Raw genomic sequence first — 15,737 nt, forward strand, 5'->3', positions numbered from 1 at the left:
TTGCCTGTTTTTATTTGAGATGCGGTTTCTCTGTCGATTGGCGGACAGTATTTGGACACCTTTATTTGCATTTTCCCTTTTTGTATTATCTTTGCGCCCTCAAAAAACAAATAAACCCTACACTATGAACAAAAAGAAAGTTTTAGGTATTTCGCTTCTGGCACTCTCTCTGTTTGCTTGCCAGGATGATGATACCGTCGACATTCTCAATGCCTCTGGCACACCGCCTGCCTTGACTAAAATTTCGGCAGAGGAGTTTCTCAATCAGGGAGAACAGATGTTTGAAGATGGTGAGAGCGTTGATGACATTGTTTCGGCCGATCGTGCCTTCTATGTGAACCAACCGCTTAATGTATCGATGACAGACGGAAAGCTCCGCCTGTTCAATGGTATGGCTCACGATTTCAAAGAAGTCTCCGTATGGCTTACGATGCCCCATTTGCGTGATACCATCCATCTGATGCAGTTTGAAGAAGTTCCGGGCTTTTACAACATCCGGTTGGATTCTCCGCTGAAGATGGGCGAGGCAGTCTATCCCTCCAAAAGCGGCAAGCCTGTCCGTGTCAACAATCTGGCTTTGCTTTCTCCCGATCAGTACGAACTGTTGCTTACATGCAACGATTCTGTATTCGATATGTTGAAAACTATCAAGATGAAGACCCGCATTCAGATGGGAAAATACGGTAGTGGTAACTGGGGAGTGATGACGCCCAATGCAGCCCGTTATTATGCCACTTCAGCGGTAAATATGGCCGTTATGTTCAGTTCCGGAATTTTTCGTGATTCATTGATGAATTATAAAGGCAGCATCCATAACGATGCAGGGAAGGAGATTGACCGTGAGGGATTGTTGAAATCCATTCTGAATAAGCAAAGTCTGGTGTTCGGAGTAGTCACCGGACCCGGAATCGCCGGACTTGGCGGAGGAAACGCACTGGGATTGCGTGAGGAATATCTTTCGGGCTTCTTTTACCAGAACCGGGTAGCGATAGATTGCAATTGGGTGCTTCATGTCTGGATTCACGAATTGGGACACTGTCTGGGTTACGGCCATTCCAGCAGCTTGTGTTATGGATCGATGCCCGACGAGATTGTGCCGAAAGTATACCGTTACATGATGAAACACCGGATGTTGCCTTATATCATCAATCCATTCAAGAGTTACAATGATTATAACCCCGGTATCAACGATGCCGATAATCCCGACATAGAGTTATGATGAAAAGATACAGCATTTTTATGGTAGTGGCGACTTTGTTGCTCACTTTTGCCGCATGTGATAAAAACAATATGCCAGGGTTCGGTTTCACTACCGATTCCATCCTTACACTGACTTTTGAGAAAGAGCTGGATGCGGCAGCTATCGGTGTAGGTACACAGAGCTATAATCCTGTGGGAATGCGCCGTTCGGGTGATACCCTTTTTATAGCCAACCGTGCCGACGGATCGGATGGTGTCCGGATTGTTCGTGCCTCCACCGGCGAATTGCTTTACTCGTTGACAGGTTGGACGTATGACGGAAAAGCTGAAAAGTTCGATAATCAAGTGATGGATGTAGCCGTCAACAGCGATTATATTTTTGTGGTGAACCGCTCTTCCCGGATCGACATGTTTCGCCGGAACGATTATACGTATGTAACCACTATCGGGCGTACAGGCTGGCAGTCGAGCTCGTTGTTGCAATGCGAGTCTGCCGAAGTAGCCGGTGACAAACTATTTATTCGTGATAAACAAAAAATCAAGGTGGTACAGCTTTCGGACTGTACACCGGAAAATCGTTTCAAGGTCCCCGTGTTTGCCCAGAACACCGACAGCACAACTTCCAACAATGGATTTAACCTCGAGACCGTGGCACGTTACAAGGAACTTATTTACGTATCGGACTATGAAAGTGCGCGTATCCTCGTAATCGATCCCTCCACCGTTACTACGAAAGGAGAGCCGGTCCGCTTTGTCCGTTCCTACCGTATGCAAAGCAAGCCGTTGAGTATGGGATTCTTTCAGGATGAAATGTACGTTGTCTGTGCCAATAACCGTATCGTAAGAGTGAATCTCCTCACCGGAGAGGAGAAGGACGCTTACTCTTCTTTTGCCGGAGGAATGGGATTCGGTACTCCGGGACGCCTCTTTTTCCATAACGATATGTTCTATCTTTCAGGTCGGAACGCGAACGCTCCGCGCCTGATACAGGGAAAAGTGATGTTTGTTGAAATATCCGAGTTGGACTAAAAAAGCTCACGACAGAGGATCACAGAGTCTCACGGAGTGAAAATATAGAGTACAAAACTCTGTGAGACTCTGTGAAACCCTGTAGTGAATGAAATTCAAAAAAATAAGTAAACATGAATTTAAAATTTTTATATCTGTTATTATTGCTGTCTGCTGCCTGTTGTGTATCCTGTTCCAAGGACGAAGAACCGGCTGATAAAGGCAATACCTCTCCCGAAGAACCGGTTTATACCACGTTTACCGATGCCGGCGAAGTGATTATTCCCGGAGTGCTTCCGGCCAATTTTACTCCCCGGTCCGTACGGGTCAAAGGGGATACATTATTTGTTGCCAACAATAATGCCGCCGACCGTTCTGTTCTTTTGTTGAACTTGACGACAGGCGAGCTGATCGGACGCATCGATTCGTGGATGCGGAAAGATACTAAAGAGACATTTAACGCTGAGATAGGAGATATGGCTGTTTCGGACCGTTATATTTTTGTGGGCATGTACAACTCCCGTATCAACATTTTCGACCGTCGTACCCTTCAGTTCGTCAATGCCATCGGGCGTTCGGACGGAAAGTGGGGTGACGATATTTACAGCATGACTCATTGTTACGGTCTTCGCGAATGCGGCGATAGGCTGATGGTGCGTGATAAAAATACCATTCGCGGTTATTGGATTTATGAAGCTGTTACCGAGCCTGCGTTTCGTGTCCCCTGGATCGGAAAGGTAAAGGTACCCGAAGGAATCGGATATGACTATCAGCCCCGCATTCATGGCATGGCGGAGCATAACGGGCGCATGTACCTCACCGACTGGTACAACAAAAGCCTGCAAGTGTTTACTCCCTCAAAAATGGAGATTGTGTTCGGCGAAGAGACGCATATCACTTCCGATGCCGTATTTAAGTACGACGCCATACAGCCTTTGGGACTGCTGTCCTATGGCGGAGAGCTCCTGATGTCAGTACAAAAGAGCGGGAAGATACAGCGCTATGACCCCGAGACGGGCGATTTGTTGGGGCTGTTAGCCGAATTTCCGGACAAGGAAATCGGGCGTATGGAGATAGCCCGGGGAATGCTTTATTATATTGACCTCAAAGCCGGAAAACTGATGAAGGCAAAAGGAGAATGATTTACCACAGGGTTTCACAGAGTCTCACTGAGTTTTATTCTTCATCATTTTTACTCTGTGAAACCCTGTGGTGAATCTCTTTCCGTTATACATTCATCGCATTTGCTCCGAGTGCACCCAAGTCTTAGAAGTGAATTTATGCCGTCTGAACCGGTATCTTCATCCTTATACCTTTCTTCAATTAACATTGTTAACGCTTTTTTTAGACTGTCTTATTCTTATGCGCAAATAACAAATCTTTTGCATTTAAAGAATTTGTTATTCGCATCCAAAGAACAAGCTTTAACTCTATGTTAAAACAAAGCTTTTAAGAACAGAAATCTTACTTTTTAAAGATGTTGTTTTTCAGATGGTTAAGTCTGAAATTCGCTTCTCCGCCTCACGGATGGACTTTTCGGGCGAAAGTTGGGCTACTTGCTTTTTTGTCAACTATAAACGAGGGTTTACACTTCCGAAACTTGAATAATTTATATAATTCCGGCAAATATATTGTATTTTTTTGAAAAGCAGATGTGCTTACGCGCGCGTAAGAGGAGAAAATCTTGTGTGTAAGTGATAGGAGGGTGGAATACCTATTATGGGGCTACAAACATATGCGTTATGTAGAATTTATAGAAAAAATAGGGGGAAATTGTTTCAAAAAACGTTCGTTTATAAACACAAAGGTAAGGCACATTTTTATAACAACAAAATATTTTTATAAATAAATTGCTTTTTTCTCTTTTTTACTAAAACACACTACTGATAATGAAGGGGTTATGAATAAAAAATAGTGTTTTTATCTATATTTTTTTTCATAAGAACGGGATTTTTCAAAAAGGTCAAAAAAAGGTGTTTCAAATGACGAACGTTTTTTGAAACAATTTCGTCCGTTTTACCACTATAAATATTTTCGGAAATACTTACGGTTTGAATGAGAAAAGATGTCTCGTCCAAACCGCGTAGCGCACCCGAAAGTAACCTATCGAGTTTTAATTTCCAACAATAAATGTCTGAACAACAGGAGTATTGGTTTGCCGCTCGGACAAAGAAGGATCAGGAGTTTGCTATTCGTAATGCTTTAGAAAAGCTTGGAATAGAATACTTTCTTCCTACACAATTTGTCATTCGCCAACTGAAATATCGTCGTCGTAGGGTAGAAGTTCCTGTTATCAAGAATCTTATTTTTGTCCGGACTACCAAAGAGCGTGCCTGGTCCATCACGAAGGATGATCACGTTCCTTTATTTTATATGAAGGATCTTTATACCCATACTTTGCTCATCGTCCCCAACAAGCAGATGGAGGACTTTAAGTTTGTGATGGATTTAGCTCCGGAAAATGTAACTTTTGACGACCTTCCTCTTACCGTGGGTACAAAAGTACAGGTTGTCAAAGGAGAGTTTTGTGGTATCGAAGGTGAGTTATCCAGCCTTGCCAATCGCACCTATGTGGTGATCCGCATTCATGGGGTTCTGTCTGCCAGCGTCAAAGTACCTAAAAGTTACCTTCGTATTCTTTCAGCGTAATTCGTAATTTCAAAATTATATGAATCAAGTCCAAAATCTGCAACACATTGCCCGTGAGTTGCTTTATCTTGGTACGGATGGCTCTCCCATCTATACCGATCATTTCCGTCAACTGAACACCGAAGTTTTTCGCTTGTCCGAAGCCCTTTTCTCTATGAAAGGTGCCACTTTTGAGGAAGAAGCAGCGATTTGTCTATCCCTGTTAATGGGTTATAATGCTACCATTTACAATGATGGCGACAAAGAATCTAAGATACAAAGCATTTTAGATCGCTCTTTTGCTGTGTTAGATCATCTTCCCGCTTCTCTATTAAAATGTCAATTGCTGACATATTGCTATGGCGAGGTATTCGAGGAAGATTTGGCACAAGAAGCACATCAAATAATGGATGGCTGGAAAAGCAGGGCGCTCTCAGAAGAAGAATTGGAAGTGATGGAAACATTGCAGACAATGGAAGAGAATAGCTATCCATGTAGCGAGATAGAAGACTGATTATATGCATTTTTGATGAATAATATAAAATATGCTTAATGTAGATAATTTTATTGGCGATAATATCACTTTTCGTCGTTCCAGCATGTTTGCTCCCGATATTGCAGCAAACAGTGATCGTCTTCGCCAGGAGGTTGAAGGTAAGAGTTTATTGGTAATTGGCGGTGCCGGTTCTATCGGTTCTTCCTATATAAAAGCCATTCTTCCTTTTAAGCCTTCTAAACTTGTTGTGATCGATTTAAACGAGAATGGACTGGCCGAACTTACCCGTGATTTGCGTTCCACTTATGGGCTGCATATTCCGGAAGAGTATCGTACTTATACCTTGAACTTTGCAGATCCCATCTTCGAGCGGATGTTCCGTAAGGAGCAGGGGTTTGATATTGTAGCCAATTTTTCGGCACACAAGCATGTACGGAGTGAGAAAGACGAATATTCTGTACAGGCCTTGATTGAGAATAATGTAATCAAAGCCAAGAAACTGCTTGATCTGTTATCGGAATTTCCTCCCCGTCATTTCTTTTGTGTTTCTACGGATAAGGCTGCCAATCCTGTGAATATAATGGGTGCCAGTAAACGTATCATGGAAGATATGATAATGGCCTACTCCTCTAAATTTAAGGTCACTACTGCCCGCTTTGCCAATGTTGCCTTTTCTAACGGCTCTTTATTGGCCGGTTTTATTGACCGTATCATGAAGAAACAGCCTTTGGCTGCCCCCAATGACGTGAAACGTTATTTCGTTTCACCTGAGGAAAGCGGTCAGATCTGTATGCTTGCCTGTATTCTTGGGAATAACGGAGAGATTTTCTTTCCAAAGTTAGGTGAGGAAAAGATGATCACTTTTTCTTCTATCTGTGACCGTTTCCTTCGTACTCTGGGCTATGAAAAGAAAGAGTGTGCTACAGATGAAGAAGCCAGAAGATATGCTGCCGAAATGCCGGATGACAGCAAGATATATCCTGTTGTTTATTTTGAAAGTGATACCACGGGTGAGAAAGGCTACGAAGAGTTCTATGTGCCCGGTGAGCGGTTGAATCTGGAACGTTTTTCTTCTTTGGGCGTGATTGAGGATGTCAGTAAACGTCCTTTGTCTGAATTGGATTCCTTCTTTGATGAGCTGGAGTCCCTCTTTGCCCTTCCGGATTGCCATAAGTCTGATATCGTGACTGCACTTAAAAGATTCCTTCCCAATTTTGAACACGTGGAGAAAGGAAAGAATCTGGATCAGAAAATGTAATGTTTACAAGTATGTATAATAATATAACTACTTTCATCCATAGCTTGTTTGGTACGGATGAATTTGTTCCGTTGCACGCTCCTTTATTTATCGGTAACGAAAAAAAATACCTTGCAGAATGCATTGATACTACTTTTGTCTCGAGTGTGGGCAAGTTTGTCGATCGCTTTGAGGAGCAGGTTGCTTCCTATACCGGCTCAAAAAGAGCTGTTGTCTGTGTGAGTGGTACTAATGCATTGCACATGGGTATGCTTCTTGTCGGTGTTGAGCGTGATGATGAAGTTTTAACTCAGGCTCTTACTTTTATCGCTACCTGTAACGCCATCAGTTATATTGGCGCACATCCTGTATTTCTTGATGTGGATAGAGATACTTTGGGTCTTTCTCCTCTTGCTGTAAAAAGGTGGTTGTCTACGCATGCGGAAGTAAGGAATGGGCAGTGTTATAATAAGAAGACGGGACGCCGTATCAAGGCTTGTGTTCCTATGCATACGTTCGGGCATCCTATGAAGATTGACGAATTGTCGGCAGTGTGCAACGAATATCATATAGAACTTGTCGAGGATGCGGCCGAAAGTATCGGCAGTTTCTATAAAGGCCGTCATACGGGTACTTTCGGAAGAGTGGGAGCCATCAGTTTTAATGGTAATAAAACGATCACCACCGGTGGTGGGGGTATGTTGCTTTTCCAGGACGAAGAGTTGGGCAAGTTTGCCAAACATTTGACGACCCAGGCCAAAGTTCCGCACCGTTGGGCATTTGTTCATGACCATATCGGTTACAATTACCGTATGCCTAATATCAATGCCGCATTGGGTTGTGCCCAAATGGAGAATCTTGACAGGTATGTTGTCAATAAACGTGAGACAGCAGAACGGTACCGTGAGTTTTTCTCTCGTATTCCTGATGTTGAGTTTGTTGTTGAGCCTGCGAACAGCCGTTCTAACTATTGGTTGAACGCTGTACTTCTGAAAGACCGTCGGGCCCAACAGTCTTTCCTTGAATATACGAATGACCATGGTGTAATGACCCGCCCTGTTTGGGAATTGATGAATAGGCTTGAGATGTTTCGGGGATGCGAGACGGATGGTTTGGAGAATACTGTGTGGTTGGAAGAAAGAATTGTGAATATACCAAGTAGTGTAAGATTATAAAAAATATGGAAGAGAAGATTTTAATTATTATCAATGAGATAAGGAAAGCTAAAAATTTGTCAGAATTGAGTGTTATTAACTTAAGTGATACTTTAAGAGATGATATTGGATTTACTTCATTTGATTTGGCAGAACTTACCGTTCGAATAGAGGATGAATTTGATATTGATATTTTCGAGGATGGGTTAGTAAATACTGTTGGTGAAATAATTGAGAAGTTACGTTAATATGGGACTGTTTTTAGTAGATCAACATAAATCATATACTTATGAAGATCTGTTGCAACGGATAAATGAAGCAAAGTCATACATTCCACTGATGCAGACGAATAATTTATATGATTTCTTTTTGAATATGATCTTATCTTTGATTTCCGATCAGCCTCTAATTCTTTTAGACTCAGATACTAAAATGAATGAATTAGAAGGAATAGAAAATACAGATATAAATAAGCCTAGGAATATTCTTTTTGATGATAAAGCAGATATAGATGATCTGATAAATAGTGTTTTAACCTCAAAATCAGAAATAACTATATTCACATCTGGTACCACAGGGCAGCCCAAAAAAGTAGTACATACTATTGGGACGTTGACTCGTTCGACAAGAGTTTCTTTTAAATATCATTCTCAAATATGGGCTTTTGCTTTTAACCCGACTCACATGGCTGGTTTGCAAGTCTTTTTTCAGGCTTTTGCAAATAAAAATGCTTTAATAAATGTTTTTAATAAAAACCGAGTTGAAGTATATGAATTGCTTTCGGAATACCATGTAACTCATATTTCTGCTACTCCCACCTTTTATCGTTTATTGTTACCAGTAGAGAAATCTTATCCTGAAGTGTGTAGAGTGACTTTAGGAGGGGAGAAATCTAATACTAAACTTTATGAATCAATGCTTTTGATATTTCCGAATGCTCGAATAAATAATATATATGCTTCAACTGAAGCTGGTTCTTTGTTTGCAGCAAAAGGAGATTTATTTCAGATTCCAGTCGAATTGAAGGATAAGATTAAAGTTGAGGATGAAGAATTATTAATTCATAATTCTCTTTTGGGTAAATCTGATAGCTTTTCATGTGTAGGAGATTATTACCATTCTGGTGATTTAATAGAATGGATTGACTCTGATAAAGGATTATTTCGTTTTAAAAGTCGTAAGAATGAACTGATAAATGTTGGTGGGTATAAAATAAATCCTGGAGAGGTTGAGAGCGTCATGATGCAATTTGATGGTGTTCAACAGGCTTTTGTTTATGGCAAACCAAATTCTGTTTTAGGTAATATTCTTTGCGCTGAAATAAAGATTGAGGAGGGATGTAGTTTGTCTGAATTGGATATTCGTCACTGGTTGGCTGATAAGTTACAAGAGTTTAAAATTCCACGTAAAATAAAATTTGTGGAGAATATAGCATTAACAAGAACAGGAAAATTAAAACGAACATGAATATATTAGTTACAGGTTGTTCTCGTGGGGTGGGCCTTGAGATTTGTAGAGTTTTGTTGGAGGAAGGACATGTTGTTTATGGAGTTTCTCGTAGTTATTCGAATGAATTCCGAATACTTGAAGAAAAATATGAAAGTAAACTCTTTTTTAAAAGTGTTGATCTCTCAGATACGACCAATATTCACAAGATCATTTTTAAAGAGTTTCTTACTAACTCAGTCCCATTAGATGGTTATGTAAATAATGCAGCTGTGGCTTATGATGATATTATTACCAACTTACAAATAGATAAGTTAAGGGTAATGTATAACGTGAATGTATTCTCTCCGATGCTGTTGACTAAATATGCAATTCGTAATATGTTATTACATCATATTCAAGGAAGTATAATACATATATCTTCTATAAGTGTTCATACAGGGTATAAAGGGTTATCTATGTATGCTTCTAGTAAAGGGGCATTAGAAGCATTTTCCAAAGATACTGCTAGAGAATGGGGACAGTTAGGTATTCGTTCTAATGTGGTGGTACCTGGTTTTATGGAAACGGCGATGAGCTCTTCTTTAACAGAAGAACAGAAAGATCGTATTTACAAAAGGACTTCTTTAAAACAGGCTACTGATGTACGTTCTGTGGCAGAAACTGTCGCTTTTCTATTATCAAAGAAAGCTTGCTCTATAACAGGACAAAATATATTTGTTGATAACGGTACTATTTAGTGATGAAACCTACTCTTTTTATTGTTGGTGGTAGTAGTACTGCCTTGGAAATCCGAGAAACTGTAGATCAGTTTTTTAAGGATAAATATTTTGCTGTTTATAACGTTATATCAGATGAAGAACCTCCTATTTTACAAACTTATATTAGAGACTCGTCTTTATTAGATAGATTATCTACAATTGAGGTTTCTCATTATATTATAGGATTTACTAACAGAACTTTACGCTTACGGTTTGTTGATCTTTTTGGTGGATTTAACAGTGTACTTGATAATGTCATTCATCCATCTTCTTATATTTCTCCTTCAGCTATATTAGGTAAGGGTAATTATTTGGCTGCTAATGCTGTTATTTCTTCCAATGCTCTTATTGGAAATTCAAATCTGATTAATTACAATGTGACTATTGGGCATGATGTCGTTGTTGGTTCTGATTGTTTCTTTAATCCGGGAGCCAGAATTAGTGGTAATGTAAAAATTGGGAATGGATGTTTATTTGGTGCAAATTCTTTTGTATTTCAAGGACTTGAAATAAAAGATGATTGTCAGATTGATGCATTATGTTACATTGATAGAGTAATAGAAGCAAATAGTATGTGTACAAGTAATGGAGGGAGCTTAAGAGTATATAGGAAACGGTATTAATAGATACTAAAGAAATGGATTACCAACAGTTGATTGTGGATATAAATGTTTCCATATTGCATACATTGGAGCAAATGGATAAATGTAATAGGAAGCTTTTATTAGTGTTTTCAGAAGGAGAATATTTCGGTTTGGTTAGTATTGGAGATATTCAACGCGCTATAATTGGTAATAAATCCTTGGATACGCCTATTAAGAATATTTTACGAGATAGAATTATTACTGCTGACGACACTTTAAGCCTTGATGAAATCAGAACTTTAATGATGTCTTATAGAATGGAGTTTATTCCAATTCTGAATACCGAGAGGAAGCTTGTTAAAGTTTTAATGTGGAGTGAGCTTTTCCCCAATGAAGATAATGCTCCAATAGATCAGTTTGATCTTCCAATAGTAATTATGGCAGGTGGGCAGGGAACACGTTTAAAACCGTTAACAAATATTATTCCTAAGCCATTAATCCCTATTGGAGAAAAAACTTTTATGGAGGATATCATGGATCGTTTTGTTAAATGTGGAAGTAATAACTTTTATGTTTCTGTAAATTATAAAGCAGATGTTATCAAACATTATTTTTCTACTCTCAAAGATTCGTCATATCGAATAAACTATTTTCAAGAGAATGTGCCCTTGGGAACTGCTGGTAGCTTAACATTAATGAGAGATAAAATACACACTACCTTTTTTGTGTCCAATTGTGATATTATAATTAATGAAGATTACAGTCAGATACTGAAGTATCACAAAGAAAATAAAAATGAATTGACTGTTGTTGCGGCTCTTAAAAATTATCCAATAGCTTATGGCGTTCTTTATACTAAGGAAAATGGTCTGTTAGATTCAATCGTAGAAAAGCCTGACTTGACTTTTAAGATAAATACGGGACTGTATATTCTTGAACCCAACTTATTGGATGAGATTCCAGAAGGACAATTTTATCATATAACTTCTCTAATAGATAAACTAAGAAAAGAAAATAGAAGAATAGGGGTTTTTCCTGTTAGTGAAAAATCTTGGATTGATGTAGGTAATTGGAATGAGTATTTCTCAATTATTAATAAATAGTCAATTATTATAGGCATGAAGGTTCTAATAATTGGAAATCGAAGTCATCAGTTTATATACAATTATGTGAAGACTCTAAAAAAAGTTTATCTTAATTCAGATTTAGAAATTGATATTCTTTCTCAAGATAGTTCAGATCTCTTTTTTCCTTCTGATAAATTTTATAATAATATTTATGCTTTAATAGTACCGTCTTTTTTTCAAAAAAATCGTTTCTTAAAAGTTCTTTATCAACATATATTGTTTCGTAAATATATTAAAAGACTTGATTTTTATGATGTAGTTCATATTCATTATGTTGAGAATATAATAGTACGAGATATTAGGTTCTTTTCGAAATATATCCGTGGAAAGTTAATTGTTTCAATATGGGGAAGTGATTTTTTACGTGCATCGGAAGATAGGAAAAAAAATATGACTGTGCTATTTAATAGAGCAGATCATATAACTATTGCATCGGATAAAGTTATAGAAGAATTTAAAGCTTGTTATCAAAAGAGTTCTTTTCTTTCCAAGATCGTTTTATGTCGTTTTGGGTTGGAACCTTTAGAAAGTTTGATTTCGATTTTAAGGAGTGGTGCAAATGCAAGAATTAGTAAATCTAAAATAGGATTATGTGCAGACAAAATAGTAATAACTATTGGATATAATGCTAGTAGGTTACAACATCATATTGATATTATAGAGAATATAGAACGATCTCCTTTGCTGTCTCCCTTTCATGATAAGGTAGAATTTCTTTTACCTGTAACCTATCCCAAAGATGCCGAATATATTGGTATAATAAAAAAAACAGTTCTTAATTCGAAGTTTCATTATAATGTAATTGAACAATTTTTGTCTGATGAAGATATTGCACATTTAAGAGTTGCATCTGATATTTTTATTCAGCTACAACCTACAGATATGCTTTCTGGATCGATGTTAGAACATTTAAGTGCGCAGAATATAGTTATAACAGGTTCGTGGTTACCTTATGATTGTTTAGATCAGTGGGGCGTTTTTTATAGGAAAATAGATTGTTTGGAATTAATATCAAATGAATTACATGATGTTTTGAACAAATTTGTTCCTTATAAAAAGCTCACTTGTAAGAATTCAGATATAATAATAGACAAGTTTAGATGGAATAATGTAATTCACGATTGGCTGGATTTGTACATGAAAAGATATGATAATAAAGAAAGTTTTTAAGAAGGTCTATCATTTAATTTATCCTCCTAGAGTGAGATTTAAGCATGGCCAACGTTTTTACAGTAACTCTTTAATTGATACATTATTTCCAGAACTAGTGGAAATAGGTGATGATTTTATTTCTGCACCAGGATCTATTATATTGGCACATGATGCTAGTACTCTTTGGCATACAGGTAAGTATCGAGTACAAAGGACTAAAATAGGGAATCGTGTTTTTTTAGGAGCTAATAGTATTATTTTACCAGGAGTTGTAGTAGGTGATGATGTGATAATAGGCTCAGGAAGTGTTGTCACTAAAGACATAGCTTCTAATTCTGTTGTAGCAGGAAATCCTGCAAGAGTTGTTTCCACTATTAGTGAATATATTGATAAATGCGAGCAGCGTAAAATTCTTTATGCTCCTAATGAGAAATTTATTGATTTAATTACTAGAGGTGAAATAATTACTGAGGAACGACAAAATGAATTGAGGGACACTATTTATACTCAGCTGAAATGAAAAGAATGTGTTTGTCACTTATAGGTGATATCTGTTTTCCCGAAGAATTTAAACAGATTTTTACTTTAGATGGAAAGTTTCTAATTACAAGAAGTTTAGGATCCGATTGGTGTTTTGAGATGAGTGGGGAAAGTATGTTTTATGCATTATGTGAGATAGAGAAATCTCAAAAAGAATCTCTTTCTGATTATAAATTAAGAATAATAGAAGCCATTGATAGACGTATAACTTGGGGTAATGGAAAACTATTGCATCGTAGCTTTACAGGAGATTATGATATACAATTTCGTTCGACAAATTCTGCATTGAGAACGCTGTTGTATGCTTGTGAAGATGGATTTGATACAGATAAAAATATCAGAATCATAGCAAATGAACAATTTAAATATTTTTTTGAATGGAAAGAAGGTATTTGGTTTTGCCATGATTCAAGTGAGTATGGTGGAAAAACCCCCTTTTCACATATTAGATCAAAAGTGGCAGGTAAGAGTTGGAGGAATACTTTAACCTTGAATACTCATATTGATTCTTTGAATACACTTCTGTTACTAAAATTCTATAGGAAAGAACATCTTCTTAACTTTGATTTAGACTATTGGATAAACAAAGGTCTTATTTCCATAAATCAACTTTTGGAATTAACTAATAAAGGAAAAATGATGAATAAATTGCAGGCAATGGATAATTATTGCTTGAATTTATTTTTGAAAGAACAACATAATTCTTTTTTGATTGATTGCGTATATGAAAAAATTGTTCATCCTATAATTTTTAAACTTGTATTTCCTACTGTCTTTTTTAATAATGGTTTTATTTCCAGGGATTTATCTGTTTTAAATAGGCATATAGATTATCAGTTAGTCAACATTGTTGATTTTGCTCGATTGCTGAATCTCTACAAAAAAAATAGGGAAACAGAGATACTAACTACAAGTATTTTAAACTATAATGAAATAGGGGATAAATTAGAACGAGCTATTGACTTTGTTGAAAATAATAAATCTCTGTTGAATTACATCCAATCTAGTGATTTACAAAGAGCTTGGTATGCAGAGATGTATTATGCAATGTCAAATATAAATTCTAAGTATATAAAAATGGCACAGAATCTTTATTCTGATCAGTTATATTGTTCTGAGAGCCCCTTTTATAAATTGGATTTTTTGAATGAAAAGAATTAATTCAGATTTTATTTCAGGTTTTATCAAGAGAGGAGGTTTTTCTGTCTTTTTCTCTACAGCTTTGGTAAAGATAAGTGCCGCACTACTTTCTATTATTGTTGTGCAATTACTTACTAAAGAAGACTACGGAATATTATCTTACGTATTGTCTATATATGCCATAGCAATCGTTATTGCAGGATTTGGAGGGAATTATTCGTTGTTAAGATTTGGTTCAATTGTGAATTCATTCTTGAAAAAAAAACAGTATTATTATTATACTCAAAGGGTTGGGATAAACTATACTTCAATTGTTGTTGCTATTATAGTTGTTTATTCTTTTTTTCTACCTGAGGGTATGAAGAATGAGTGGCTTTTAATTGTTTATATGTGTCTAGGATTGTATAGCTTTTATATTTTAGAAACAATGCGTAGTTATTTCCGAATTGTGAATTTAAATAGAACCTATTCTAAAATAAACGTGTACAATTCTGTTATATTATTATTACTGACGGTTTGCTTGACTTTGTTTTTTAAGAACTATGGCTATATTACTGCTCTTATATTAGCACCGTTATTGACTTTCTTTTTGTTTAGGAAAAAAATCTCTTATATACAATTTAGTAACCCGATTGAGATTTCTAAAAAAGAATATTGGGGATATGGAATACATACAAGTGTTAGTGCAATTGCTAACCAGATTATTTTCTCTATTGCTCCTTTGCTTTTAGGTATATTGGATGAACCGGAACACAGTATAGCAAGTTTTAGGGTTGCCACTATAATACCTTTTAATCTTTTAACTCTACCTGGAATTTTGATGATCTCTGATTTTAGCTATTTATCTAGGAACTATATGGATAGTAATTGTTTAAAGCGATATTATTATAACTATCTGAAAGTGGTAATTCCTATTTCATTTATAGTCTTTTTATTATTGATTATATATGGGGATTTTGTGGTAGAGAATCTATTTGGGGCACAATATAATGATTGTGTATATATGTATAAGATGTTTATGGTTGCAACATTTGTTACATATATTTTTCGGAATCCATTAGGGAATATATTACTCGCTGTTGGAAAAGCAAAGTGGAATGGATATAATACTTATGCTTTTTGCTTTTTATATATTATTTTCTCACTTATATTTTATCAATATTGGGGTGTTATAGCAATTGTTTATGGTTTGTGCGCTACATTTATTTTGTCAGGTATAGTTTCTCTTTTTTTGTTTTATTACTATATAAAAGGTTTGCGGTAA

The 15,737-nt window shown here is 36.8% G+C and carries 16 protein-coding genes and 1 pseudogene; 16 read left to right on the forward strand and 1 reads right to left on the reverse strand.

Annotation, left to right across the window (positions count from 1 at the left end; all coding sequences use genetic code 11):
• The first annotated feature begins 124 nt into the window (after positions 1 to 124).
• From G7Y45_RS09455 to G7Y45_RS09465, 3 genes are all read left to right on the forward strand, one after another.
• On the forward strand, positions 125 to 1,219 hold the full coding sequence (locus G7Y45_RS09455; protein ID WP_165017971.1) for a hypothetical protein: 1,095 nt from the start codon (positions 125 to 127) through the stop codon (positions 1,217 to 1,219).
• Positions 1,216 to 2,229, forward strand: a complete 1,014-nt coding sequence (locus G7Y45_RS09460; protein WP_165017974.1) for a hypothetical protein — start codon at positions 1,216 to 1,218, stop codon at positions 2,227 to 2,229. Before G7Y45_RS09455 ends, G7Y45_RS09460 begins: the two co-directional genes overlap by 4 nt.
• A gap of 113 nt (positions 2,230 to 2,342) precedes the next feature.
• The gene (locus G7Y45_RS09465) at positions 2,343 to 3,350 is read left to right on the forward strand and encodes a hypothetical protein (RefSeq protein WP_165017976.1); all 1,008 of its coding nucleotides are present in this window, start codon (positions 2,343 to 2,345) and stop codon (positions 3,348 to 3,350) included.
• A 50-nt stretch (positions 3,351 to 3,400) separates the two neighbouring features.
• On the opposite strand, the pseudogene G7Y45_RS19945 reads toward G7Y45_RS09465, so the two are convergent.
• Positions 3,401 to 3,622: pseudogene (locus tag G7Y45_RS19945) on the reverse strand (hypothetical protein).
• Between the two features lie 716 nt (positions 3,623 to 4,338).
• Between G7Y45_RS19945 and upaY the strand changes: the two are divergent.
• Genes upaY through G7Y45_RS09530 form a run of 13 tightly spaced genes read left to right on the forward strand, consistent with a single transcriptional unit; the run spans position 4,339 to position 15,737 of the window.
• Positions 4,339 to 4,857, forward strand: a complete 519-nt coding sequence (upaY, locus tag G7Y45_RS09470) for a capsular polysaccharide transcription antiterminator UpaY (RefSeq protein WP_005776089.1) — start codon at positions 4,339 to 4,341, stop codon at positions 4,855 to 4,857.
• A 19-nt stretch (positions 4,858 to 4,876) separates the two neighbouring features.
• On the forward strand, positions 4,877 to 5,350 hold the full coding sequence (locus tag G7Y45_RS09475) for a UpxZ family transcription anti-terminator antagonist (protein WP_022011128.1): 474 nt from the start codon (positions 4,877 to 4,879) through the stop codon (positions 5,348 to 5,350).
• Between the two features lie 31 nt (positions 5,351 to 5,381).
• Positions 5,382 to 6,590, forward strand: coding sequence for a UDP-N-acetylglucosamine 4,6-dehydratase (locus tag G7Y45_RS09480; RefSeq protein ID WP_032540995.1), 1,209 nt, complete (start codon positions 5,382 to 5,384; stop codon positions 6,588 to 6,590).
• A gap of 11 nt (positions 6,591 to 6,601) precedes the next feature.
• A complete protein-coding gene (locus tag G7Y45_RS09485) occupies positions 6,602 to 7,744 on the forward strand; it encodes a LegC family aminotransferase (RefSeq protein ID WP_209377357.1) in 1,143 nt (380 codons plus the stop codon).
• A gap of 5 nt (positions 7,745 to 7,749) precedes the next feature.
• Entirely contained in the window at positions 7,750 to 7,971 is a 222-nt protein-coding gene (locus tag G7Y45_RS09490) for a phosphopantetheine-binding protein (protein WP_005776094.1), read from the forward strand.
• Position 7,972: 1 nt separating this feature from the next.
• Positions 7,973 to 9,190, forward strand: coding sequence for a fatty acid--CoA ligase family protein (locus tag G7Y45_RS09495; protein ID WP_032541327.1), 1,218 nt, complete (start codon positions 7,973 to 7,975; stop codon positions 9,188 to 9,190).
• Positions 9,187 to 9,909 carry an SDR family oxidoreductase gene (locus G7Y45_RS09500; RefSeq protein ID WP_005776096.1) on the forward strand — a complete coding sequence of 241 codons (723 nt, stop codon included), beginning with the start codon at positions 9,187 to 9,189 and terminating at the stop codon, positions 9,907 to 9,909. Before G7Y45_RS09495 ends, G7Y45_RS09500 begins: the two co-directional genes overlap by 4 nt.
• Before the next feature lie 2 nt (positions 9,910 to 9,911).
• The gene (locus tag G7Y45_RS09505; RefSeq protein ID WP_005795360.1) at positions 9,912 to 10,553 is read left to right on the forward strand and encodes an acetyltransferase; all 642 of its coding nucleotides are present in this window, start codon (positions 9,912 to 9,914) and stop codon (positions 10,551 to 10,553) included.
• A 14-nt stretch (positions 10,554 to 10,567) separates the two neighbouring features.
• Positions 10,568 to 11,617 (forward strand): nucleotidyltransferase family protein, encoded by a 1,050-nt coding sequence (locus G7Y45_RS09510; protein WP_032542185.1) that lies wholly within the window; start codon positions 10,568 to 10,570, stop codon positions 11,615 to 11,617.
• Between the two features lie 15 nt (positions 11,618 to 11,632).
• Positions 11,633 to 12,811 (forward strand): glycosyltransferase, encoded by a 1,179-nt coding sequence (locus G7Y45_RS09515; RefSeq protein ID WP_022011135.1) that lies wholly within the window; start codon positions 11,633 to 11,635, stop codon positions 12,809 to 12,811.
• Positions 12,789 to 13,313, forward strand: a complete 525-nt coding sequence (locus G7Y45_RS09520) for a DapH/DapD/GlmU-related protein (protein ID WP_005776101.1) — start codon at positions 12,789 to 12,791, stop codon at positions 13,311 to 13,313. The genes G7Y45_RS09515 and G7Y45_RS09520 overlap by 23 nt, the downstream gene beginning before the upstream one ends.
• Positions 13,310 to 14,494 carry a hypothetical protein gene (locus G7Y45_RS09525; RefSeq protein WP_005776102.1) on the forward strand — a complete coding sequence of 395 codons (1,185 nt, stop codon included), beginning with the start codon at positions 13,310 to 13,312 and terminating at the stop codon, positions 14,492 to 14,494. Before G7Y45_RS09520 ends, G7Y45_RS09525 begins: the two co-directional genes overlap by 4 nt.
• Entirely contained in the window at positions 14,481 to 15,737 is a 1,257-nt protein-coding gene (locus G7Y45_RS09530; RefSeq protein WP_101602906.1) for a lipopolysaccharide biosynthesis protein, read from the forward strand. Before G7Y45_RS09525 ends, G7Y45_RS09530 begins: the two co-directional genes overlap by 14 nt.

It is taken from the genome of Bacteroides sp. ZJ-18, assembly GCF_011038705.2.
Lineage (GTDB): Bacteria > Bacteroidota > Bacteroidia > Bacteroidales > Bacteroidaceae > Bacteroides > Bacteroides hominis.